This is a genomic window from Pseudoalteromonas sp. XI10 (assembly GCF_001469895.1).
In the GTDB taxonomy this organism is placed as follows: Bacteria; Pseudomonadota; Gammaproteobacteria; order Enterobacterales; family Alteromonadaceae; genus Pseudoalteromonas.
Genome location: NZ_LOPY01000019.1, coordinates 318,877 through 342,611, shown reverse-complemented (window position 1 = coordinate 342,611; position 23,735 = coordinate 318,877). Strand labels below are relative to the sequence as shown.

The window sequence follows — 23,735 nt, the reverse complement described above, 5'->3', positions numbered from 1 at the left end:
GGGAAGTCAGGGACTTCCCTTTTTACTTTTAAACTAGATTACTTACCAATGACTTCAATATCGGCAATCTCAATCGCTTTCAATCCGTAATGATGTAATCGAGAACGGGAGCCTTCACCATGGGCCTTAGGTGGATAATAGGTTTCTTTTATCTCTAACTGATCTTGCCAAACTTCATCAAGTGCTGCCCGAATTTCACTTAATGTTTTTTCTAAACTATTGGTAAAGTTTGGGCGCTTACGTATTGTGTGACCAAGCTCTACTAACCGGTAAAAATACTTGTTTGCTAAAGTCAGTAATTCTTCTGGTACATCTTTATTTTGATTAAGCACTACATCCGGATGTTCAATACAAAACTCAACCAATGCAAGGTAAAAGCACAGCGGTTTATTAGCAAGCGCAACCGTTTTATCAACAGCGCAGCTAGCAGCAAAGGTTTTATTTTGAAGATCGACTATCAATTTAGGCTTTTCTTCTGCCTGAATCGCAACTTCTGGTTCTTGTTTAGCAATTTGGATTTTAGTGCGTTCACTTATAAATAATAAGTAAGTAAATGCAGCTGCAAATAAACACACCAAAATAAACACTGCGATATCATCTTTAGCAAATAAAGACGATGCCACAACAAAGCTAACCGTTAATGATTTTTGTGGTGCATGTAATTGCTTAGTGATTAAATCTGCACGAGCAGGATAATCAGAGATCCCCTCAATGGAGTAAACCATCACGCCAGAATCTTTCAACTGAGCATTAAGACGCGCGATATAATTGAGTACCATATCTTTACTACCTGAATGCTTTAAAAAGTCATCAGGTAAATTTAAATGGTTTAAATCAAGGGCAATGCGGTTTTCAACTTTTGCTAGAGTCAGGGCATCATTAGTTGTTGTCTTATAAGCTTTTGCTGTAATAAAGCTGGCAAATAAAACCAAGCAACAGCTTATAAATACTCCGCCATAAGCAAGTTTTACTTTAATTGGCAGCATTGCTATCCCCTACTTTCATTGTTTGCTGAGTCGACTCACATTCCCAAAAAGACTCAACATGATTAAAGTAATGAGAATTTTGATTGTGTGCCAGTTGGGTTAACTGCGCTTGAACTGCACATAAAAGGTCGGTGTTTTCATCCTGCATTTTTAAATACCAACGACTCCCACTTATATTGTCGCGTATAGGCGTAATGTAGTTTTTAGAAAAACGTTGCTGGTCGCTGTCTTGCCAATAAGAAGAAATTAAATCGACCTTACCACTTGCAAGCAGCTCTCTTAATTCAGTATGGGAGCTTGCGTAAGTTATATTAAGGTTTTCTAGGTTGATATCTAATTTTTTAAATAATTGTTTAGGGAGAATGTGTCCAGAGCGGCTCGTTGGGTAATCAAGCAAACCAATACGTTTATCTAAAAAGTAGCTTTTTTCAATGCGAGGCTTTTCTTTACTAGAAATTAAATAAGCAGTGTAGTCAGGAAAGCCAACAACTGCTTGGTAGTTATAGGTTGACTCGGCCATAAAGGCATTAATCAAGTTTTCTTTAGCCAGGATCAAATCTGCAATCCCTTTACCTAAAAACTCAATTGTGTCAGATGTTTTATAACCCCAATAAGAGGTGACCTTGCCGTATTGTTTACTAATGATGTCATCAGCGCACAAAGTTTTAGCGACATCCTCAGCCAATACTTTGCCCGATGAATACACCACCAACTCGTTAAGGTTAACCTCTGATTTAGTATCACATTGAAAAGACGTTTCAATAAATGCATCTATATCAGATACAGCCGGTTTACCCTGCAAAATTCCGATATAAAAAAACAAAATAACTGCTAGAAACAAAAATGTAACAATCGACGATTTTTTTATTAGTATTGTTCTTAAATTCAATTTTAATAGCCAACAACGCTCCGTTGTCTCTATTTGAACAATTATTCTTACTTATTACAACAAGTAATTTTACCTGAATATTTTAAGCTATTGATAAATAATATATATGAACAAGAAATTATGAATCTTATTGAGTCCTTTCTATTTGCTTTTAAATTCAGGAAAATATGCATCAAGAAATCGTGCTTCAGGGCACATTCATTTTTGGACACTGAGTCAATGTTACAAAAAACAATAAAAATGTTGCTGTTATCGACACCAGTTATTTCTGCGGTGTTAAGTAACCCGGCTAATGCATGGGGTCAGAATGGTCACCGTATTATTGGTGAAATTGCATCTAAGCATATTACAGACACCACCAAGCAAGCATTAGTTCCTTTACTTGATGGTGATTCTTTACCACAGGTAGCAACGTGGGCTGATGAAATGCGTTCTGCTCCAGAAAAATTCTGGCAAAAGAAATCTTCGCGCTGGCATTACATTAACTTTAAAGAAGGTGAAGCCAAACCTCATTACGACTCACATGCCCACCATAACAAAGAAACCGTGTCAGATATCCTCGAAGGCATGGAATATTCAATCTCAGTATTACAAAACCAAAAAGCTTCTCTAGGTGAAAAACAGTTCGCACTGCGCTTTTTAGTTCATCTCGTTGGTGATAGCCATCAACCTTTTCATGCCGGTCGCGGTGAAGATCGTGGCGGCAACAATATTTCTGTCACATTCTTCGGTCAAGATACCAATTTACATAGCTTGTGGGACACAAAACTCATTGAAAATGAAAATTTGTCCTATACTGAGTTTGCGCAATTTATAAATACAACAAATCAAGCGTTAATAACGGACTATCTTGCCAGTTCACCTAGCGATTGGTTAATCGAATCTAATAACATTGCAAACTCTCTGTATAAAGAAAATGAAACAAACGTAAGTTATAGTTATATCTATAAAAACTTACCGATTGTTAAAACTCGCCTACAACAAGGCGGGATAAGATTGGCAGGTTTATTAAATAACTTATTTGATAAATCTGCAAAACCGTTAGTAAAGGCACTTAAGATGCCAACTGACAGCAAACTATAAATGAAACATAACCTCTAACACGGGAAATAACATAATGAAAATCCAACTCCGCAAAACAGCTCTATCACTTGCTATTGCAGCATGTGTTGGTGTGAGTGGTGCAGCGTTAGCAAATGAAACAACATCTGCTATCAAGGGTCAAATCAAAGGTCCTAGCGGCAACCCTGCTGCAGGCACTAAGATTACTATCGTTCACTTACCTTCAGGTTCAACTAAAGAAACTGAAACGAACGATGCGGGTTACTTCACAGCAAAAGGCCTACGTGTAGGTGGTCCTTACCGCGTTGTTGTTGATTCTGACGTATTCGCAGATCAAACATTCAACAACATCAACCTACAAGTTGGTGCTGACTACCCAGTTAATGTTACGTTAGAGAGACAATCTGATGTAGAACAAATCGTAGTTACTGGTCGTCCTATCAGCCGTATGTCTGGTGGTACAGGCCCAGCTGCAACGTTCACACTTGAAGATTTAGAAAACCAACCAGCTATCAACCGTGACTTAAAAGATATCGTTCGTATCGACCCACGTGTAACAATTGACGATAGCCGCGGTTCAATCAACTGTGGTGGTGGTAACCCACGTTTCAACAGCTTAACCCTTGACGGCGTTCGTATGAACGATAACTTCGGTTTAAGCTCAAACGGTTACCCGACAATCCGTGCACCTTTCTCTTTTGATTCAATCGAACAGGTTGCAGTTGAACTAGCACCTTTTGATGTTCAATATGGTGGTTTCACATCATGTAACATCAACGCTGTTACTAAATCAGGTGGTAACGAAGTACACGGTGGTATGTTCTTCGATTACACAAATGATTCAATGAAAGGCGACAAAATCGAAGGTGAAGACTACGATAACGGTGATTACACTGAAAAACGTTACGGCTTCAACGTTGGTTTACCACTAATTAAAGATAGCCTTTTCTTATTCACATCTTACGAAAAACTTGAAGGTGTAAAACAATACAACTACGGCGGCCTAGACACAGGTAGTGTTACAGCTGCAGACGTTGCACGTGTACAACAAATCGCTCAAGATGTTTACGGTTATGACGCAGGTGGCATGCCATCAAGCGCACCAGTTGAAGATGAGAAAATCTTGGTTAAGTTAGACTGGAATATCAACGATGACCACCGTGCAAACTTAATCTATAACTATAATGATGGTTTTACACTGTCTCAGTCAGATGCTTACAGCAACACTGTTACTTTAGATAATCACTTCTTCAAGCAAAGTGCTGAATTTACATCAATCATTGGTTCACTTTACTCAGATTGGTCAGATAACTTCTCAACTGAGGTTCGTCTAGGTAAATCAGAATTAGATCAGACTGTTCGATCTTTAGATGCAGCAAGTAGCTTCGGTGAAATGCAAATTCGTACAGAAGACGGCGGTACTATCTATATTGGTCCAGATGATTCTCGTCAATCAAATGCTCTTAGCTATGAAACAGTGACAGCAAAAATTGCGGGTACATACTACCTTGATCAACACACAATTACTGCTGGCTACGAGTTTGAAGAGTTAGACGTATTCAACCAATTCGTTCAACATACGCAAGGTGAGTGGCGTTTTAAATCAGTAGATGATTTTGAGGCTGGTTTTGCTGATCGAGTTTACTACAATAACGCTGCTGGAACTAACGATCCAACAGATGCTGCGGCTAACTTCTCTTATGCACAACACACTTTATATGTGCAAGATGAGTACAGCTTTACAGATTTAGATGCAACATTAACGTTTGGTCTACGTTACGACAAATACACAAGTGACGACAAACCTAACTACAATGAAAACTTTACAAACCGTTACGGTTTCAGCAACCAATCAACATTCGACGGCATCGACTTAATTCAACCACGTGTTGGTTTTGAGTGGTACGCAACAGATGCACTAGAAGTACGTGCAGGTGTTGGCCTATTCTCTGGTGGTAACCCGAACGTTTGGTTATCTAACTCATACTCGAATGATGGTATCACTAACATTGGTACATCAATCAGAGGTGGTGTTGACTTATTCGCTACACCAAACGTAAACGGCGGCACACCGGGTTACGAAGTACCACAAAGCTTGTATGATGAAGTTGCAAACACAGTCATTGGTTCAGGTGATTCATCGGTAAACGCTGTTGACCCAGACTTCGACATGCCATCAGAGTGGAAATACTCAGTAGGTGCAACATACACAACTGAAGATGAGTATGTATTCTCTCTAGACTACTTATTCACTAAACGTAAAGATGCTGCTTTCCTAGAAGACATCTCGTACCAAGATTCAGGTGAAACAACGTTTGATGGCCGTCCAATTCTTGAGTCTAAAGAAGGTCGTCGTGGCGATCTAATACTGACTAATGTAAGTGGTGACAGCGGTGAGTCTCATGTTATCTCAGCTGCAATGAGCAAACGTTTTGATAACGGTATTAGCGTACAACTAGCATACGCTTACACTGATTCAACTGATGTTAACCCTATGACAAGTTCGGTAGCGAGCTCAAACTACGGTAACTTAGCGACATACGATCCGACTAACCCAGGTGCACACACATCTGATTACGAGATCCCACATCGCTTTACCATGACATTAGGTTACACAACTGAGCTGTTCGATGGATACAACACACGTTTCAACCTATTCAGTGAAACGTACAAAGGTCTTCCTTACAGCTACACGTTTGATGATAGAGACTATGATGTTTGGGGTGATAGCAACTCAAACGGTAGTCGTCAGCTAATGTATATCCCTGAAGTGAATGACCCTAACGTTGTTTACGACATGACTCCTGAAGAAGTAACTGAGTTTAACGAATGGATTTCTGCTCAAGGTTTAGCTCGTGGTGAAATCTCTGGTCGTAACCGTCAAAATGCTGATTGGTTCACTAAAGTTAATTTCAAGATGACTCAGGAAGTACCTGGATTCATGCCTGGTCACAAAGGTGAAGTATTCTTCGTTATCGATAACTTAACTAATATGTTAAACGATGACTGGGGCGTACTTAAGAAAGGTAGCTTTGTTGGTAACAGCATGGTGACCGTAGACCTTGATGACCAAGGTCGTTACGTATATTCAAACTTCAACCCTAACAATGGTAAAACTGCAACACAAAGCAGCGCATCAGTTTGGGAAATGCGTGTAGGTGTACGTTACACATTCTAATAACGAGTTAGCCTTGTTATAAAACAAAAGCCCGCCCCTACTGGCGGGCTTTTTACGTTTTAGGGAAAGTTAGCGAGTTGCTAGTTACGAAAGTACAGTTACTAGGGGAAAGTTAGCAAGAGTAAAGCTTCAAGAGTAAAGTTAGAAAGTTGCAAGGTAGCAACGATTTTACATCGCGTTCTAGTGCCTAAAACCTAGAGCCTAATACCTGATAAATCTTTATGAAGGACTGGCTTTAGCCGGTAAAAATAGTAGTTACGAGATAAGAGTTACGAGAGTAAAGCTTCTAGGGGAAAGTTAGCAAGATTAAAGCTTCAAGAGTAAAGTTAGCAAGTCGCTAGGTAGCAGCGATTTTACATCGCGTCAGATGGCTGAGGGCTAAAAACTCGTATTCATATTGCATCTGATGGCTGACAGCTGATGGCTGAAAGCTTTCTAAAAAATGCAGGCCAGTAAGACCCGCACAGATATTTTTATTTAAGCTGCGTAAACCGCAAGTGGGTGTGTTGTATTGATAGAAACATGTACTGCATCGCCTGGGCGTACCATCACTTCATGGCTTACTCGGCTTGTCACCACAGTATCACACGCTAATTTAACAGCACATAAGCGACTGCCACCTTCGTAACGTACCCATGTCACTTTACCGTTGCTAGTAGCTGCATTTTGAATAAGGTGAACATCATCAGGGCGAAGTAATACATCAACCTTCGCAGTATCATGATCAACTTTAATCGCTGGCGCATTACCTAAATCAGTGGTGGCAATATCACCTTCACAATTGCCGGCAATGAAACTTGCTTCACCTAAAAAACGTGCCACAAAGCGATTGCTTGGTAAGCTAAAACAGCGTTCAGGGGAGTCGATTTGTTGAATAATACCTTCTTTCAGTACACCAACACGATCACCAACAGATAAGGCTTCTTCTTGGTCATGGGTTACCCAAATAGCAGGTACACCCGCATCTTTTAATGCATTACGAATATCCCAACGAAGGGTGTCTTTTAAAGCTGCATCAAGGTTTGATAACGGCTCGTCAAGTAATACGAAATCAGGTTCGTGAGCTAGTGTTCGGGCAAGTGCTACACGCTGCTTTTGTCCACCTGATAAAGTAGCAGGCTTTTTATCACGAAATGCTTCAAGACCCAGTAACTTAATCCAATGATCAGCTTTTGAGGTATCGGTTAATCTAAAGCAAATATTTTGCTGCACTGTTAAATGCGGGAATAACGCAAAGTCTTGAAATACCATACCCACTTTACGTTTTTCTGGTGGTACTTTTAATTTGGGTGTTGCACGCCATGAGCCTAAATTAATTTCACCTTCGCTGATAGGAATTAGCCCAGCTAACGCTTGTAAAATTGTACTTTTACCACAGCCAGTTGGACCAACTAGCATGAGGATCTCACTTTCCCCAAGTGATAAGTTAAGTTCACTTACCACACGATTGCTACCATAATCGATAGACAGCTTACTAACTGATAGCATTAAACTGATCCTTAATGTTCTAATTGACTGCGCTTTTCGCCTGAGAGCATTATAGCTAAGCCACATGCTGATATCACTACTAACAAGAGCCCAGGAATGGCAGCACGACCGAAATAACCGGCTTCATAAACACGCCATAAATAAGTTGATAGGGTTTCAAACCCTGTAGGACCAAGTAACAAGGTCGCTTCAAGCTCTCGCATTGATTCTAAAAATACCAAGGCTGCACCAGCAATGATACCGCGTAGTGTTAAAGGTAAGGTAATACGCATAAATGCTTCACGAGGGCTTGCGCCTAATACGCGTGCTGATTTGATTAAACTCGAGTCTAAGTGTTCTGTGCTGGTACGTACAGAGCCAACTGCCAGCGGTAAAAAGCGTAGCACGTAGGCAATCACTAATAATGCCAGAGTTTGGTATAAAAGCGGTAATTGCAGGCCACCATAAACAAGTGCCGTCCCCATTACGATACCTGGGATACCAAATCCGAAATAGGTGACTCGCTCCATAATGCGCCCTACTTTACCGCTTAAGGCAGCATGCGCTACAGGCACAGCAACGACAACAGCGACAATAGCCGCAATGCCAGACGCATAAGCTGAATTCCACGCAATGCTGAAATCAAAATCAGCAATACCATCACGGGCCAGCCAAAGGGTAAAAATGGCTAACGGCAAACAAATAGCCAATAATAAAACAGGTAGAAAAATCACCAGCATTGCTAACTTTTGACCGTTTGATGGAAATAACATTAGCGGTCTACCGTGGCGCTCAGAAGCAGTTTTAATTTGTGATTCGATAAACAGTAAAAAGCCTACTATCACCATTAATTGTAGCGATAACATCGCTGCTCGGCTTAGACCAAAGGCGTTATATTCAACATAGATCACGCGAGTAAAGGTATCTAAGCGCATCATCGCCGGTGTACCAAAATCTGATAGGGTATAAAGTGCAACCAGTAATGAGCCCGCCGCTATACCGTTTATTACACGCGGTAATATGACTTTAAAGACACTCATTGGCATCGACATACCTAAAGTGCGAGCCGCGTTTACCATGCTGGCATCTAGACTAAGTAAAGACGAACGCGTTGTAAGCATTACAAATGGAAACGTGTATAGCGTCATAACAATAGCAGCACCCGTTAAGCCATACATAGGCGGGGTTTCAAAGCCTAACAGCTGATTTATCTCACCACCGGGGCCAAATGCTGCATATAAAGTAAACGCGCCAATATAGCTTGGAATAGCAAGTGGAGATGCAAACAAAACAAGCCAAAGCTTTTTAAAAGGAAGTTGAACATAGGCACTAATAAACGCCAGAGGCACGCCAATTAAAATAGAGCCTAAAACAGTTAACACCATAAGTGATAAAGTGTTACCAAGAATTTTTAAATTGTGACTATCAAAAACAGCCGTCGCATCACTGGCTAAAGTGATCAGAATATAAACTGGCACTAACGCCAAAAGCGCTGCAAGCAGCGCCATGGGATAAGAAGCAGGTATGCGCATTATAAAACACCGCTACTGCGCATAAGGTCGAGTGTTGGCCTTAAATCTGCCAATTGAGTTAAATCGATTTTCGGCGGTGACACATCCGTTAAGGCTGGTAATCCAGCTGGCTGGTCAATACCTTGGATCAATGGAATTTCGTAGGCTTCACGTGCTAAGTAGCTCTGAACTTCAGAACTTAGTAAGTAGCGCATAAAGTTCATTGCGTTCGGGTTATCTGTCAGCGATAACACACCTGATGCATTAACTAAACAACCGGCATCTTGATTGGTAAAAGCAAGATCAAGGTTCGCATCTGGTTTACCTGATTTAAGACGTAACGTGTAATAATGATTTGCAAAACCAATATCCACTTCACCACGTTCAACGGCCATCACTACACCTAGCTCGCCAGCATAGGTTTTCGAGCGTTTTTGAACTTTCTTAAGCCATTTAGCCGTTTTATCTTCACCTTCAAGAATACGCATTGCCGTGACGAATGATTGGAAAGAAGCATAAGCAGGTGCCCAACCAATTGATAAATCGCTATCAGCAATGGCCATTATGCTATCTGGGATCTGATCTTTTGATAAACGCTTAGTGTTGTAAGGTAATGTACGAATACGACCTGTCACTGGTGCCCAGCCCGGATAGCGGAACTGTGGTTGTAATTGCGCTTCTAAGTCACCTGGTAGCGATTTAGCTAAACCTGCGTCTGTTACTAAGCCAATCGCACCTGAGTCAACGGCCCAAAATAAATCTGCACGTTTAACACCCGCTTTCGCTTCAGCCACAATCATGTTGGCAAGTGCGGCAGTTGGGCCACGGCGAATTGATAAATTAAGTTTTGGGTTTTTCTTTTGGATTGATTGCAGTACGTTTTCGTACAAACCACCTTCACCACGGCCTAAATATAAGGTTAAGTCACCCTCTAGGGCGGGTAAGTCTTTCACTGAAATTGGGCTTGCAGCATAGGCTGCAAAGGCACGAGAAAGAGGTAGCGGCATTGCGCCCACCACCCCAAACGCAGCCAGGCCTTGAATAAAGGTCCTACGCTTCACTAAAATACATCCTTACGTGCTTTTTCGGCTTCTTCTAGTAACACCTTAGCGCGATCTAGTTTTTCTTGCATATCAACAACCACTGCACGTACTTGGTCAACTGACCCTTTGTCAGAAATAGCTTTAGGCAGGGTTACGTTAAAATCTTTTTCGAGAACTTCTACTAACTTCGCATCTTTTTCGATAAGTGTACCTTCAACACCTTCGAATAAGTGAAGGTAAGTATCGTGTACAATTTGCGTTGCTTCATCGCTTAAACGTTCTGCGTATTTTGCAACAACACGGTCTAATTTATGTTTGATCTCATCGATAGTAGCGCTTTGCGTCATTGTTTCAGAAGCAGTTGCTTTTACAGCTTTTAATAAGCCTTTTTGCTGGAAGTCGGCAGCAAGTTTAACAGCTCCAAGACCCTGCCACAAGGCAGCATTTAAGGCCTTTTGGTGCTTACGTACTTCGCTTGCTGGTTTTTTGTCATCAATGGCCATTTTGATACCATAAATGCCTTGCCAGATTGATGCATAAACCGGCACATAATTCGTTTCAATCGCACTGTGAAACTTTACTGATTCCCAGTATTCAATTAAATCATCGCTGTTAACTGCTTTTGCGCCTTTTGTTTCATAATCGGTAACCATGGTGTCAACTTTACCGATCATCCACTCAACGTCTTCTGAGTAATCTTTTAAATTTTCTTTTAGATGATTAACGTGCTCACCAATTGGGCCATTTGCCAATACAGGTTGGGCAATAAAAGTAGATGCTAATACTAGGCTAAGACCTAGTGTTTTAACGGTGTTTAACGCTAATTTCATAGGGGGGACATCCAAGTTTCTAATTGTAAATGATAGCCATTATCATATACGTATCGATTGTCTAAATCAATTGCTATAAAGCCTTGATTACAGAATTACACATTTTTATTTAAGTGATTGGAAAGCTTACTAAGAGTGTTCATAAATTGTTTAAGTTCTTGGCTATCTAAGTCGCTCACTAAACCGGCTTGCCACTCGTTTGCTAATGGCACAATTTGCTCATGCAAACGGTTCCCCTCAACGGAAAGCGATAATAAACTTGCGCGTTTATCCTTAGGGTTTTCTTTGGCAATTATAAGGTTTCTGGTCAATAGCGACTTTACTGCACGAGACATCGTTGATTTATCCATTTGTGCCATATCACATAATTCTTTGGCAGTGCACTCACCATATTGCGCTAAATTCGCAATTATCCGCCATTGTGGCACGGTTAAATCGAACTGCTGTTGATATAGCTCACTAAACTGTTCGCTCATTTGCATTGCAATATTGGTTAATGAATAAGGTAAGAACTGTTTTAAATCGAGCGTTGTTTGATTATCTGTCGTCATGGCTGCACTACTGTCAAAGAATATTTACACATGTAAATTCAATGTAGTTTGAATTTAGTCTCACATGAGAGTATCTTACCTAAAACCTTTCAGGAGTCTAGTGATGAATAACGAATTACAATATATGACAGGCTTTGGTAATGAATTTGAAACCGAAGCATTACCCGGTGCATTACCTATCGGTCAATTCAGCCCGCAAAAAGTTAAATACGATTTATATGCTGAGCAGTTCAGCACAACGGCATTTACAGCTCCCCGTGCTGATAACCGTCGTACTTGGTTTTACCGCATTCGCCCGTCAGTAATACAAGGTGATTACACGCCAATTGATAATGGCCTAATTCGTACCGCTCCTATTACAGAAGTGCCAACACCACCGACAATGCTACGTTGGGATCCAATTGAAATTCCAGAACAACCAACTGATTTTATAGATGGTTTAGTCACTATGGCTGCCAACGGTAGTGCCAATGCACAAACAGGTATTGGTATTCATATTTATGTCGCTAATAAATCAATGCAACACCGTTACTTTTATAATGCTGATGGTGAAATGTTGTTTGTGCCGCAACAAGGTGAGCTATTACTTAGAACCGAGTGCGGGCAACTAACCGTTCGTGCAGGAGAAATTGCAGTTATTCCTCGTGGCATTAAGTTCGCAGTTGATTTGCTCACCGATACAGCACGTGGCTACATCTGTGAAAACTATGGCCATGCCTATATTTTACCAGAGCGCGGCCCAGTGGGTGCCAATGGTTATGCTAATGACCGTGACTTCCACTACCCTGTAGCGGCTTTCGAAGATATTGAAGGTGATTTCGAACTCGTTGCTAAATTCAATGGCAATATGTTCCGTTGTGATATTGGCCACTCGCCATTGGATGTGGTTGCTTGGACGGGTAACAGTGCACCTTACAAGTATGACCTTGCTCGATTCAATGTTATGAATACAGTAAGTTACGATCACCCTGATCCATCAATCTTTACTGTATTAACATCACCATCGGGTACAGAAGGTGTCGCTAATATCGATTTTGCTATCTTCCCTCCACGTTGGATGGTGGCTGAGAACACATTCCGCCCACCTTATTACCACCGTAATATTATGAGTGAGTTTATGGGCTTAATCGAAGGTGTGTACGATGCCAAAGAACATGGCTTTGTACCAGGTGGTTCTAGCTTACATAACTGTATGTCGCCACATGGTCCAGAAGCAGATGTATTCGAAAAAGCATCAAATGCTGAGCTTGAACCACAACGCTACGAAAACACTTTGGCATTTATGTTCGAATCGCGTTACGTTATTTCACCAACTAAATATGCCCTTGAAGGTAAAGAGCGTCAGCCTAACTACACAGATTGTTGGCGCACTATTAAAAAACATTTCACAGGTAAACAGGACGTATAATGAAACTTTATAGCTATTTTCGTTCATCAGCTGCATACCGAGTTCGCATTGCGCTTAATTTAAAGAACATTGATCACGAGTTGGTGACGGTTAATTTATTAAAATCAGAGCAGCAAAGTGACGAGTACCTAGCTAAAAACCCACAAGGGTTATTGCCAGCACTTGAAACTGATCAAGGTGTACTTGCGCAATCGCTGGCTATTTTAGAGTGGTTAGAAGAAACTCACCCAGAAACACCTTTGTTGACTGGTGATGCATGGCAAAAAGCTCAGATCCGTAATTTATGTTATGCCGTAGCGTGCGATATCCACCCTATCGATAATTTGCGTGTATTAAAGTACTTAGCTAATGATCTTGGTGTTGATGAAGAAGCAAAAACGACCTGGTATAAGCATTGGGTAGAAGTGGGCTTTGAGAGTATCGAAAAACTACTTGATGAAGCGAACACTTTTTGTGTGGGCAACAAACCAACGCTTGCTGATGTGTGCTTAGTGCCGCAAGTATTTAATGCCTTGCGCTTTAAAGTTGATATGACCAAGTACCCTAAAATTGCTGCGGTATATGAGCAATGTAATAAGCTTGATGCCTTTATTGATGCTGCACCACAAAATCAGCCAGATGCAATTTAAGCTTTAAGGATTGTAGTTAAAAAGGCCCGAACACTTCGGGCCTTTTTTATATTTTATCTAAGTGCTGAGTTAATCACACTCACATGGTTAATTAAATCGAGGCCTAAGTCGGTTAAGTAGCCCCCATCAGGACTATCTGTAATACCTTTATCATAAAGACGTTTTGCTGCATCTTTAATTGAGCTTTCGGCATCGGAATGAATTTTAATTCCCTGCATTTGAGAGTTGCGAGGAAATTTTGCAAGCAGGGTTAGTTCGTCGATCATATTTTTATCAAATTGCATGTGTTCACCTTTTTATTATTTATTCCTTGTCATAAGCTTAGTGTAGTTATACAGATCTGCCCAACGGGAGGCGCATTTTGTTAAAGAAAATTTTACTGTTAAGTACTTTGTTTACTTTAGGGTTTCTAAACCAAGCACTAGCAAAGGAAAAACCACTAATCGTGCTTGATGGTCAAGAGGCATTAAACAATCAAAAAGTGTGTTGGTATGAAAATAAACGCTATACCGAAGGTGCGTATATTGCCGTTGGCGATATTACGTTAATTTGCACTGCTAAACAGCCTAATTTTTCAAACAGTGATTTGGCTTGGCTCAGACTAAATGCTAATGGCGAGATTATTTACCCTAAACAAGCGAAAAAGATTCACGTCAATTAGCTTAAAACGCACAGATAGGGTACTATTGCGCGGTTGCAAATAACCTAAGATTTATCATGGACAATCAACCAAATAATCCGTTACATGGCGTTAAACTAGCCGACATCGTTACTAAACTTGAAGAAAAACTTGGTTGGCAAGGTATGGCAGCGCACGTAGACGTACGCTGCTTTCAAAATGACCCTAGTGTGAAGTCGAGCCTTAAATTTTTACGAAAGACCCCTTGGGCACGAGAAAAAGTAGAGCAGTTATATATTGATACCTTTATCAATAATGACCAAGCTGATGATGGCACATTCCAATGGAAAAGCATCAAAAAGTAACCACTTAATCTTCAGCAGCTACAATCACCGAAAGCGATTTCGGTGATATCTCCACCTCTAGTCTATCTGCGGTTTTCACCTCACCATCAATAACATAGCTCAATCCTTTTTCTGCTCTTACTGTTACTCGTTTAGCATTTGTGTGGTGACTGTTAATGGCAAAACTAGTTTGCGTAATGCTCGAGAACACTAATTCCGCAATGCTTAAGGTACTCGCTTTAGAATCGGCACTAGGTGTTAGCCAATTTACATCAAGTAAACCATCTTGATGATCTGGCTGCCCTGCAGATTGAGCAAGTAAGGTAGTAAATGGCGCGGCGTTGGCGATGATTAAACTGGTGGTATTGATTGTTTGCTCATCGTTATTATCAAGAGTAACAACATAGTCTTGCGCTTCATGCTCACCTAATGCTTGCCAAAACCCTTGTAAATAAGCTAATTGCCCAGACTCATTTTTAGCATCACGATGGGCTTTTTCAATCATCTTTTGTTCAAAACCAATTCCTGCAAGTAATAACATACGCTCGCCATTGCACACAGCGGTATCTATCCGACTCGCCTGCCCTTCAATTATCAGCTCACACGCCTGCTCAATAGGAATAAGCTTCGATTGTATACCCATCAACACATGAGCGAGCGCATTGGCAGTACCTAAAGGAATAATACCCAGTTTACACTCTGTATTAACAAGTACACTTGCAACCTCTGTTACTGTGCCATCACCACCACAGGCGATGACTACATCAGGGTTCAATTCAAGTGCTTCTTTGGCTAAATCAGTACCATTTACCTGTTCTGACGTGGTGTAAACAGTTAAATCGTAATACTCAGACAAACGAGAGGTAATTTGCTTACGTTTAGCTTCCCACAGTTTTGTACCAGAAACAGGATTAGCAATGAGCACAGCTTTATTTTTGATTAACAAGTCACCTCTACGATGGCGACGCACAAGATGACGCAGCTGGCGCTTGTTTAAATTTGCTGTTTCTCGCGTTTCTTTAATTTGCGCGAGTACTTGGTGCACATCGGCATCTTTATTTTGACTAAGTAAGTAAGCCGCCATTACAAATACTGAGCGACCACGCCCTAAGGCGCAATGTACTACGACACGTCTATCTGCTTTTACTTGATGGTCAATCCAATTAATAGCTTGGTGTAATTGCGCGCGTGTTGGCACGCTATGATCAAGTACAGGGATATTTAAATAACGAATATTCTCTTGCGTAGAAGACCATTCAAGGCCATCAAACTCACAAGTTACATCTAAAATAGCTGTAATACCCATTTCTTTCATGGTGTCTATATCTGAAGGAAATAAACGACAGGCTAAAAATAAATGCTCATTAATTTGTTGTAATGGCGGCACTTTGTCGTGTTTTCTCGACCACGCATTGTAAAGTTGTGCACCCAATAAAAATGGAATAAAAGCCCAACGAATATAGATAGGAATAACGCCATTTTCACGTTTTCTGAAAATACGTGCGATATTAAAAAAGTATGCGCCACTCACCAATAGCAACGACAAAGCCGTCCAATAAAAAAACAGCGCAAAGTAAACAGTTTCTACCCGAATAGCCGCAATTATAAATACAATCGCTAAAGCTAAGTAACTAAATGCTGCCCACATAATCACTCCTTGTTATTCTAATTGCATAACACGTTGCAAGGTTCACTCCAGTAAAAGCCGTTAAATTACCCCTACTGGCTATTTAAAATCAGTAACTTAGCATTTATAAAAAAGCTTACTATTTTAGTTTAGGACATTTTTTCACTATTTTATGAATAACTTACAATAATTTACATAGAACCAATTGGATAGATTTGCCAAGTACTCTTTCCCTGCTAGTCTAAGTTAAAAGCCATGCTAATAATCACAGGTTTTTAGTAGAGTTTTCGTTAAAAATTTAAATCAACCCGAGCCTAATTCGTTATGAAATACGATGACCAAACGCTACTTAATTTACTTGCAGCAGAATATGTTTTAGGCACTTTACATGGCCATGCCCGAGATAGATTTAGCCGCTTAATGCGCACTTCTCCTCGAGCCCGATACGCAACCTCACTATGGCAAAGACATATAAAAAACCTAGAAAACGCGATTGAATCTAACCCACCTGATCAGCAAGTTTGGGATAAAATAACAAAACGGATTGACCCACTTTTGTTACCAACACAGAAGAAAGCAAAAGACCCTAACTTTGGAATATTTAAGGCTTGGGCTGCTATTGCAACAGCGGTCTGTATTGTGTTGGTATTAATTACTTGGCAACCGCAAGAGTCGTTTAGTGATAAAATCACTCACTCGGTAACGTTTTATGACTCAGCAAATAATCCAGTTTGGAATTTAGAAATAAGCCATCACAGTATTTTACTTAAAGCGGCTAGTGGCATGAGTTTACAAACTGATTATGATTACCAGTTGTGGATCCGTTTAAAAGGCCACCCGAGCGCCATCCCTATTGCTTTATTGCCAAAAACAGATAGCAAAGAAATTGCCCGAAACGCATTATTTAAACCACAAAATATCACTTTACTTGCAATAAGCCGTGAGCCAATTGGCGGATCACAATCAGGTAGCCCAAGTGAAATTATTTATACAGCTGTACTCGATGCTAACTAATCTTTCAAAGCGTAGAAACAATTTATAAATACGAGCAAAGCCAGTATTTCTAAGATAAATGACCTAGTAGATAAACCTTTGTAATTGCTATAGTGACAGCCTCTTTTTATATCCGCCTTAAAAAATAGGCGGTAAATCGAGTATTAGACTCGTCTCCTTGTATTATCTTAGGAATAAAAATGAAAAAGTCGTTGTTGTTTACGCTATTTCTATTAATTTTTAGCTCTATCTGTCACGCCCACCAGCAAAGCACCGCTTATCTAAATTTAGAACAACAAACGAGCAATAAGCTATCACTAGTAGGCTCTTGGCAAGCCTCGGTGAATGATCTCGATAAAGCGCTCAGCTTCGATAAAAATCAGGATAATGTAATTACATGGTATGAAATTACATCACAGCAGCAAGCAGTATTAGACTATCTAAATAGCCATTTTAATGTGTTACAACAAAGTCAAAACTGTCAGGTCACGTTTGATGGTGCACTTAGTATAGATAACCACTTTAATCAGTCGTATATCTATGTGCCACTACAAGTTGATTGTCCATCTGATAGTTCTATAACGGTTAATTACACTGCCCTATTTGATATAGATGAGCATCATCAAGCAATTGCTGCCATTGCTAAATCAAGCCGCGTATTTGAACAAAATACACCAAAACAAGTTATAAACTTTAATGAGCAAAGCTTCACCACAACGTTTATTGAATATGTACATCAAGGCATATTACATATTTGGATGGGCACAGATCATATCTTGTTTTTAATCGCGCTATTACTGGGCTGTGTGTTAGTTCGTAAGCAAGGCGAGTGGCAACGTGCCGAGTCTAAAAAACAAATTCTAATTGATACAGCTTGGATCATCACCGCTTTTACACTTGCTCATTCAATTACCCTCACAGCGACTGCTATGAATATCATATCGCCAAACACCCGATGGGTAGAATTAGGTATCGCGCTTTCTGTATTATTTGCTGCAATAAACAATATTTGGCCAATGATTGTGCGCTTAGGCTGGATCACATTCTGTTTTGGTCTATTACACGGTATGGGGTTTGCGAGTGTTTTAGGTGAGCTTGGTTTATCAAATGAATACCAACTAATGAGTATTTTAGCCTTTAATTTAGGGGTTGAGATTGGTCAACTGGTTATTTTAGCAATCTGTTTACCACTGCTAATGCTACTTAGAAATAACACTTGGTACAAAAAAGCTATTATGCCAGCAGGCTCAGTGCTAATTGCCATTATGGCAATCCAATGGTCTATAGAGCGCTTTTAATAAGCGCTTTATTCAAAGGGTAACAATAAGGTTTTCATTGTTGGACGTAGCGCTTTAAGTAACTCATGAATATCTAAATCTGGGTTGAGCATTTTACGCAGTAACAGGCCACCCATTACTGAAAACATCACTTCAATACGGGCATTCACTTCTTCAAGTGCTGTGCCTTGTAATGGCCCTCTTTCACCGACTAATAATTCACGCATAGAATCACGAGCGTGGCTATCTGACTCGCGTAATAAGTTAGCCACTTTTTCATTACGAGCAGCTTCGGCGAGCATTTCTAAATCAAGCGCACCTTGATTCAAATCGGTATGGCGCTCAACGCCTCTGCCTAGACCATCAAGTAATACAGTGACACGATCACCGGGTTTATCAGCAAACTCTTTAAAGATTGAGAACATTTCTTCCATATCACGCTCAACAATCGATTCTATAATTGCTTCTTTACTGGCGAAGTAATTGTAGATATGGCCAGCACTCATACCCGCGGTTTTAGAAATTTCGGCCATTCCCGCGCCATGATAACCCTTACGTCGAAAACAATCCGCTGCGGCACAAAGCACTTGATTACGTCTTGCCTCAGCAAGCGCAGGGTCATTGTGTCTTTTCGTTTTTTGCGTCATGGTTTCTCCAAGCTTTACTGACTAGGGTTAACTTTAATTTAAACAAGGTTTACAGGATCTTAATCTTTGAGGAGAGTCAAAACAACTAAGAACCTGCAAAACCTTAAATAAATTATGCTTTTGCTGATTTATTGCACAGTTTTTTGTGCGTTCCAGCCGCCACCTAGTGCTTTATACAAATTAATTTGGCTCGCTAGATACGCTTGCTTACCCAAAATTAACTGTTGTCCTGCACTGTACCAATTTCGTTGTGCGTCCAATACTTGCAAGTAGCTGTCTGCGCCCTTTTGAAAACGTGCATCCGATAAAGTAAAAGATAGCTCATTACTTTGATACAAGTCATTAAGGGCATCTAGCTGATGCATATAACCTTCACGGTCAGCAAGGGCATCTGAGACTTCTTTAAATGCCTGTTGAATGGTTTGCTCGTAACTGGTTATTGCTATTTCTTGTTGTGCTTTTGCAACATCAAGATTGGCTTGATTACGACCCATATTAAAAATAGGCAAGTTTACCGAAGGCACAAAGCTCCAAGTCCCAGAACCTGAATCAAAAAGATTACTCAAGTCAGCTGAAGCTGTCCCCGCATTCGCGGTTAAACTGATACTTGGATAGAAAGCCGCTTTTGCCACACCAATGTTTGCATTGGCAGCCAATAAATCATGCTCTGCAGCTTTGATATCAGGTCGCTGAGTAAGAAGCTCAGACGGTAACCCTACTGGCACATCAGGCAAACTAAGTACATCATCTATACTTTCACTTGGTAATAAATCTGCAGTGACGGTTTTACCCACTAGAAAATCGAGGGCATTTTTATCGCGCTTAAGTAAACGCTCGTAGTTTGCAATATCGACCTTAGCGGTTGCTACTGTACTTTCAAGTTGCGATAGCGTTAACTGAGAAGCAGCACCTAGAGCAAATGTTTTACGGGTTAGCTCTAAAGACTCCTGCTGAGACTTTAAAGTCTCGTTTGCAAGTGCCAAAAGCTCTTTATCCGTCGCATAGTTAAGCCATGCATTTACTAATTCGGAGATCAAACTAATGCGCACACTAGTCAAACTGTATTCAGCCGAATAAAGGTTTTGTAATGCTTGCTCTGATTGGTTGCGTACTTTGCCCCAAAGATCAATTTCGTAAGCGGTTAAGCCAACAGTCGCTGAATAGTTTTCAGAGATAGTTGCTTGACCAGTACCAGATAAATCTGCCGGAAGACGCTGACGAGTACCCGATGCATTTAGGTCTATGCTTGGGTAAAGCGCTGAATCTTCAATCTGATACATTGCTCTAACCTGCTGCACATTCAGTGCAGCAGTTTTAATATCTTTGTTGTTTTCCAGCGTTAGCGCAATCAACTGTTGAAGTTGCGCATTACTGAAAAATGACTGCCAATTGAGCGCATTTATATCACCCTCTGTACCTTGGATATCATAGTTTTGAGCAACGGGTAATTCACGTTGCTCCATATCTGGCGCCATATTACAGGCAGATAACATAAGTGCAGCAACAGACACTGAGATAAGTTTAGCTTTCATTATGCCTGCTCCTCATTAGTTGATTTTGTTTTGCCTGGGAATACTCGGCGCACCAGTACAAAGAACAGCGGCACAAAGATTACCACAATGGTCGATGACGCAAGAGTACCGCCAATAACAGCAATACCTAGTGCGTTTTGTGCACCTGAGCCTGCACTTGATGCAATTGCCAGTGGTAGTACACCACACACAAATGCCATTGATGTCATAAAGATTGGACGTAAACGTAGACGAATAGCTGCTACCGCGGCATCGACAAGTTTCATACCTTCATCCATTTTATGAATAGCAAACTCTACAATTAATATGGCATTTTTTGATGCCAGACCTATGGTGGTTAATAGACCCACTTGGAGATAAATATCGTTTGATAAATTAAATACAAATGACGCAATCGACGCACCAAATACACCAAGCGGTACAATGAGCATAACTGCAGCAGGAACTGACCAGCTCTCATATAACGCCGCTAAACATAGGAATACAACCAACAATGAAAGTGCATAAAGTAATGGCGCTTGACCACCACTTAAACGTTCTTCATATGAAATACCTGTCCATTCGAACGATACACCTGGTGGTAACTTCTTAACCATTTTCTCAACTTCAGCCATCGCTTGACCAGTACTGTAGCCCGGTGCAGCCGCACCTTGGATTTCCATCGCTGAAAAGCCGTTATAACGCTCAAGACGTGGTGAACCATATGTCCAATAAGAGTGAGCAAAGGCAGTAAATGGTACCATGTCACCATTGGCGTTACGTACATACCACTCATCTAAGTCTTCTGGCACCATGCGTGATTCAGGCGTACCTTGTAAGTACACTTTTTTCACACGACCACGGTCAATAAAATCATTTACATAGCTACTACCCCAAGCCGTTGATAACGTATTATTGATATCTGCTTGAGTAAGACCTAATGCTTCGGCTTTCGCTAAATCAATATCAAGCTCGAGCTCTGGTTTATCTTCTTGACCATTCGGGCGCACACCTGATAACACAGGGTTTTGTGCAGCCATACCTAAAAACATGTTACGAGCTTCTAGTAGCTTTTCGTGACCTAGACCAACCCTATCTTGTAAGAACAAGGTAAAACCGTTTGCAGTACCAAGCTCAACAACCGCAGGAGGTGGGAAAGCAAATACGAATGCTTCTTTAATCGTTGAGAAATATCCCATGGCTTTACCCGCAACCGCACCAACGGTTAAATCAGGACGCTGACGCTCATCCCAGTGTTTTAAACCCACAAAGCCGATTGCCGCATTTTGACCAGAACCTGCAAAGCTAAAACCTGTTACCGTGAAGATAGACCTTACCGCTTCTGATTGTTCTTCTAAGAAGTGGTGTTCCATCTTTTCAACAACCTTTAAAGTTTGCTCTGTTGTTGCACCGGCAGGTAAACTTACTTGGTTAAACAAAATACCTTGGTCTTCATCTGGTAAGAATGCCGATGGTAATTGTGAGAAAATAAACACCATGCCACCCACGATTAAACCGTAAATAAGTAAATAGCGTTTACTGTGCTTGATCATGCGAGACACAAAGCCTTGTGTACCCGAGTTCGTTCTGTCAAAACCACGGTTAAAGCCAAGGAAGAAACGACCAAATAAAGACTTATCGTTATGTACATGACTTGGTTTTAACATTGTCGCACATAAAGCTGGTGTTAAAATTAGTGCAACCAGCACTGATAAGCTCATTGCAGTTACCAAGGTAATTGAGAACTGGCGATAAATAACCCCTGTTGAGCCCGGGAAGAACGCCATAGGCACGAATACCGCCGAGAGCACCATCGCAATACCAACAAGGGCACCTTTGATTTCATCCATTGATTTACGTGTTGCTTCAAGAGGAGATAAGTTCTCTTCTGTCATTACACGTTCAACGTTTTCAACGACGACGATTGCATCATCTACCAGTAGACCGATGGCAAGTACCATCGCAAACATGGTTAGGGTATTAATTGAGAAACCAAACACTTGCAAAATGGCAAACGTACCTAGCAATACAACAGGCACTGCAATAGTCGGAATAAGTGTTGCTCTGAAGTTTTGTAAGAATAAGTACATTACCAAGAACACCAGCACAACAGCTTCGATTAGAGTGCTGACAACTTTTTCAATTGAAAGCGATACGAATGGCGTCGTATCGTAAGGAACAACCGTAGTTAAACCTTCAGGGAAGAAAGGCTCAAGTTCAGCAAGCGCCGCTTTTACGCCATCTGCTGTATCAAGCGCATTAGCACCACTGGCAAGCTTAACACCTAAACCTGATGCCGGTTTGCCGTTAAAACGCGCAACAACACCGTAGTTTTCACCACCTAATTCAACATCAGCAACGTCACTTAAACGAACAACTGAACCATCAGCATTGGTTTTTACAAAGATATTTCTAAATTGCTCAGGTGTTTGTAAGCGGCTTTGTGCAGTCACCGTTGCATTTAATTGCTGGCCACTCACCGCTGGCAATGCACCTAGTTGACCTGCTGAAACCTGCGCATTTTGAGCACTGATTGCAGCACTAATATCAGCAGGAGTTAATGAGTATTTAAGTAATTTAGCTGGGTCTAACCAAATACGCATTGCGTATTGAGAACCAAACAGCTGTACTTCACCTACACCGTTTACACGCGAGATAATATCAAGCACGTTAGATGAAACATAATCACCGATATCGATGTTGTTCATACTGCCGTCTTCAGATACAAAGCCTACAACCATTAAGAAGTTACGGGCAGATTTTGCAACCGAGACACCTTGACGTTGTACTTCTTCTGGTAATAACGGTGTTGCAAGCGACAATTTGTTTTGTACTTGAACCTGTGCAATATCCGGGTCTGTATCTGCACTAAAGGTTAAGGTTAACGTCGCTGAACCGTTAGACTCAGAGGTTGACGACATGTAGAGCAAGCCATCTAGCCCTTTCATTTTTTGTTCAATAACCTGTGTAACCGTATCTTCTAGAGTACGGGCCGACGCACCAGGGTATGTGGCTTGAATACTAATTGCAGGTGGTGCAATTGATGGATACTGCGCAACCGGCAAACTTCTAATTGCTAAGATACCTGCCAGCATCACAACGATAGCAAGCACCCATGCAAATATGGGCCGATCAATAAAAAATCGTGACATTAAGTTTCTCC

20 protein-coding genes are annotated in these 23,735 nt (G+C 40.9%); 8 read left to right on the top strand and 12 right to left on the bottom strand.

Annotated elements, in window-relative coordinates; translation table 11 throughout:
- Nucleotides 1-38: 38 nt before the first annotated feature.
- Both AUR67_RS04665 and AUR67_RS04660 read right to left on the bottom strand, forming a co-directional pair.
- Nucleotides 39-986, bottom strand: a complete 948-nt coding sequence (locus AUR67_RS04665; protein ID WP_058584317.1) for a hypothetical protein — start codon at nt 984-986, stop codon at nt 39-41.
- Nucleotides 973-1,875, bottom strand: a complete 903-nt coding sequence (locus AUR67_RS04660) for a hypothetical protein (RefSeq protein WP_054563069.1) — start codon at nt 1,873-1,875, stop codon at nt 973-975. Before AUR67_RS04660 ends, AUR67_RS04665 begins: the two co-directional genes overlap by 14 nt.
- A 219-nt stretch (nt 1,876-2,094) precedes the next feature.
- On the opposite strand from AUR67_RS04660, the gene AUR67_RS04655 reads away from it, so the two are divergent.
- Nucleotides 2,095-2,958: a S1/P1 nuclease gene (locus AUR67_RS04655; protein WP_058584316.1), complete on the top strand. Its 864-nt coding sequence runs from the start codon at nt 2,095-2,097 to the stop codon at nt 2,956-2,958.
- A gap of 34 nt (nt 2,959-2,992) precedes the next feature.
- Nucleotides 2,993-6,115 (top strand): TonB-dependent receptor, encoded by a 3,123-nt coding sequence (locus AUR67_RS04650; protein ID WP_058584315.1) that lies wholly within the window; start codon nt 2,993-2,995, stop codon nt 6,113-6,115.
- Nucleotides 6,116-6,592: 477 nt separating this feature from the next.
- Here AUR67_RS04650 and AUR67_RS04645 read toward each other — a convergent pair whose 3' ends face one another.
- The 5 genes from AUR67_RS04645 to AUR67_RS04625 form a co-directional block, all read right to left on the bottom strand.
- Nucleotides 6,593-7,603, bottom strand: a complete 1,011-nt coding sequence (locus AUR67_RS04645; RefSeq protein ID WP_058584314.1) for an ABC transporter ATP-binding protein — start codon at nt 7,601-7,603, stop codon at nt 6,593-6,595.
- An 11-nt stretch (nt 7,604-7,614) separates the two neighbouring features.
- Nucleotides 7,615-9,114, bottom strand: coding sequence for an ABC transporter permease (locus AUR67_RS04640; protein WP_058584313.1), 1,500 nt, complete (start codon nt 9,112-9,114; stop codon nt 7,615-7,617).
- Complete coding sequence (locus AUR67_RS04635) at nt 9,114-10,154, bottom strand: extracellular solute-binding protein (protein WP_058584312.1); 1,041 nt, start codon at nt 10,152-10,154, stop codon at nt 9,114-9,116. The genes AUR67_RS04640 and AUR67_RS04635 overlap by 1 nt, the downstream gene beginning before the upstream one ends.
- Nucleotides 10,154-10,966, bottom strand: a complete 813-nt coding sequence (locus AUR67_RS04630) for a hypothetical protein (protein WP_058584311.1) — start codon at nt 10,964-10,966, stop codon at nt 10,154-10,156. The genes AUR67_RS04635 and AUR67_RS04630 overlap by 1 nt, the downstream gene beginning before the upstream one ends.
- A gap of 95 nt (nt 10,967-11,061) precedes the next feature.
- Nucleotides 11,062-11,517, bottom strand: coding sequence for a MarR family winged helix-turn-helix transcriptional regulator (locus tag AUR67_RS04625; RefSeq protein ID WP_058584310.1), 456 nt, complete (start codon nt 11,515-11,517; stop codon nt 11,062-11,064).
- Nucleotides 11,518-11,620: 103 nt separating this feature from the next.
- Here AUR67_RS04625 and hmgA point away from each other — a divergent pair, with 103 nt between their 5' ends.
- Nucleotides 11,621-12,925 (top strand): homogentisate 1,2-dioxygenase, encoded by a 1,305-nt coding sequence (hmgA, locus tag AUR67_RS04620; RefSeq protein WP_058584309.1) that lies wholly within the window; start codon nt 11,621-11,623, stop codon nt 12,923-12,925.
- Nucleotides 12,925-13,554, top strand: a complete 630-nt coding sequence (maiA, locus tag AUR67_RS04615; RefSeq protein WP_058584308.1) for a maleylacetoacetate isomerase — start codon at nt 12,925-12,927, stop codon at nt 13,552-13,554. Before hmgA ends, maiA begins: the two co-directional genes overlap by 1 nt.
- 53 nt (nt 13,555-13,607) lie before the next feature.
- On the opposite strand, the gene AUR67_RS04610 is transcribed toward maiA, so the two are convergent.
- Entirely contained in the window at nt 13,608-13,838 is a 231-nt protein-coding gene (locus AUR67_RS04610) for a TIGR02647 family protein (protein WP_054563059.1), read from the bottom strand.
- A gap of 77 nt (nt 13,839-13,915) precedes the next feature.
- On the opposite strand from AUR67_RS04610, the gene AUR67_RS04605 reads away from it, so the two are divergent.
- Together AUR67_RS04605 and AUR67_RS04600 are read left to right on the top strand one after the other, a co-directional pair.
- Nucleotides 13,916-14,215: a DUF1496 domain-containing protein gene (locus AUR67_RS04605; RefSeq protein WP_058584307.1), complete on the top strand. Its 300-nt coding sequence runs from the start codon at nt 13,916-13,918 to the stop codon at nt 14,213-14,215.
- A 56-nt stretch (nt 14,216-14,271) separates the two neighbouring features.
- Nucleotides 14,272-14,538: a VF530 family DNA-binding protein gene (locus tag AUR67_RS04600; RefSeq protein WP_055021861.1), complete on the top strand. Its 267-nt coding sequence runs from the start codon at nt 14,272-14,274 to the stop codon at nt 14,536-14,538.
- 4 nt (nt 14,539-14,542) lie between these two features.
- On the opposite strand, the gene AUR67_RS04595 is transcribed toward AUR67_RS04600, so the two are convergent.
- Nucleotides 14,543-16,165, bottom strand: coding sequence for a diacylglycerol kinase family protein (locus tag AUR67_RS04595; protein WP_058584306.1), 1,623 nt, complete (start codon nt 16,163-16,165; stop codon nt 14,543-14,545).
- Nucleotides 16,166-16,468: 303 nt separating this feature from the next.
- Between AUR67_RS04595 and AUR67_RS04590 the strand changes: the two genes are divergently transcribed.
- Together AUR67_RS04590 and AUR67_RS04585 are read left to right on the top strand one after the other, a co-directional pair.
- Nucleotides 16,469-17,158 carry an anti-sigma factor domain-containing protein gene (locus AUR67_RS04590; RefSeq protein WP_058584305.1) on the top strand — a complete coding sequence of 230 codons (690 nt, stop codon included), beginning with the start codon at nt 16,469-16,471 and terminating at the stop codon, nt 17,156-17,158.
- Nucleotides 17,159-17,337: 179 nt separating this feature from the next.
- Nucleotides 17,338-18,435, top strand: coding sequence for a HupE/UreJ family protein (locus AUR67_RS04585; RefSeq protein ID WP_058584304.1), 1,098 nt, complete (start codon nt 17,338-17,340; stop codon nt 18,433-18,435).
- Nucleotides 18,436-18,443: 8 nt separating this feature from the next.
- On the opposite strand, the gene AUR67_RS04580 is transcribed toward AUR67_RS04585, so the two are convergent.
- The 3 genes from AUR67_RS04580 to AUR67_RS04570 form a co-directional block, all read right to left on the bottom strand.
- Nucleotides 18,444-19,061, bottom strand: a complete 618-nt coding sequence (locus AUR67_RS04580) for a TetR/AcrR family transcriptional regulator (RefSeq protein WP_058584303.1) — start codon at nt 19,059-19,061, stop codon at nt 18,444-18,446.
- A 128-nt stretch (nt 19,062-19,189) separates the two neighbouring features.
- Complete coding sequence (locus AUR67_RS04575; protein WP_058584302.1) at nt 19,190-20,593, bottom strand: efflux transporter outer membrane subunit; 1,404 nt, start codon at nt 20,591-20,593, stop codon at nt 19,190-19,192.
- A complete protein-coding gene (locus AUR67_RS04570; protein WP_058584301.1) occupies nt 20,593-23,724 on the bottom strand; it encodes an efflux RND transporter permease subunit in 3,132 nt (1,043 codons plus the stop codon). The genes AUR67_RS04575 and AUR67_RS04570 overlap by 1 nt, the downstream gene beginning before the upstream one ends.
- Between the last annotated feature and the right edge of the window lie 11 nt (nt 23,725-23,735).

What these genes read in the sequence shown, in the direction of transcription:
- AUR67_RS04665 (WP_058584317.1), bottom strand. Translation starts at nt 986, where the DNA reads ATGCTGCCAATTAAAGTAAAACTTGCTTATGGCGGAGTATTTATAAGC.
- AUR67_RS04655 (WP_058584316.1), top strand. Translation starts at nt 2,095, where the DNA reads ATGTTACAAAAAACAATAAAAATGTTGCTGTTATCGACACCAGTTATT.
- AUR67_RS04650 (WP_058584315.1), top strand. Translation starts at nt 2,993, where the DNA reads ATGAAAATCCAACTCCGCAAAACAGCTCTATCACTTGCTATTGCAGCA.
- AUR67_RS04645 (WP_058584314.1), bottom strand. Translation starts at nt 7,603, where the DNA reads ATGCTATCAGTTAGTAAGCTGTCTATCGATTATGGTAGCAATCGTGTG.
- AUR67_RS04640 (WP_058584313.1), bottom strand. Translation starts at nt 9,114, where the DNA reads ATGCGCATACCTGCTTCTTATCCCATGGCGCTGCTTGCAGCGCTTTTG.
- AUR67_RS04630 (WP_058584311.1), bottom strand. Translation starts at nt 10,966, where the DNA reads ATGAAATTAGCGTTAAACACCGTTAAAACACTAGGTCTTAGCCTAGTA.
- AUR67_RS04625 (WP_058584310.1), bottom strand. Translation starts at nt 11,517, where the DNA reads ATGACGACAGATAATCAAACAACGCTCGATTTAAAACAGTTCTTACCT.
- hmgA (WP_058584309.1), top strand. Translation starts at nt 11,621, where the DNA reads ATGAATAACGAATTACAATATATGACAGGCTTTGGTAATGAATTTGAA.
- maiA (WP_058584308.1), top strand. Translation starts at nt 12,925, where the DNA reads ATGAAACTTTATAGCTATTTTCGTTCATCAGCTGCATACCGAGTTCGC.
- AUR67_RS04610 (WP_054563059.1), bottom strand. Translation starts at nt 13,838, where the DNA reads ATGCAATTTGATAAAAATATGATCGACGAACTAACCCTGCTTGCAAAA.
- AUR67_RS04600 (WP_055021861.1), top strand. Translation starts at nt 14,272, where the DNA reads ATGGACAATCAACCAAATAATCCGTTACATGGCGTTAAACTAGCCGAC.
- AUR67_RS04595 (WP_058584306.1), bottom strand. Translation starts at nt 16,165, where the DNA reads ATGTGGGCAGCATTTAGTTACTTAGCTTTAGCGATTGTATTTATAATT.
- AUR67_RS04590 (WP_058584305.1), top strand. Translation starts at nt 16,469, where the DNA reads ATGAAATACGATGACCAAACGCTACTTAATTTACTTGCAGCAGAATAT.
- AUR67_RS04585 (WP_058584304.1), top strand. Translation starts at nt 17,338, where the DNA reads ATGAAAAAGTCGTTGTTGTTTACGCTATTTCTATTAATTTTTAGCTCT.
- AUR67_RS04580 (WP_058584303.1), bottom strand. Translation starts at nt 19,061, where the DNA reads ATGACGCAAAAAACGAAAAGACACAATGACCCTGCGCTTGCTGAGGCA.
- AUR67_RS04575 (WP_058584302.1), bottom strand. Translation starts at nt 20,593, where the DNA reads ATGAAAGCTAAACTTATCTCAGTGTCTGTTGCTGCACTTATGTTATCT.
- AUR67_RS04570 (WP_058584301.1), bottom strand. Translation starts at nt 23,724, where the DNA reads ATGTCACGATTTTTTATTGATCGGCCCATATTTGCATGGGTGCTTGCT.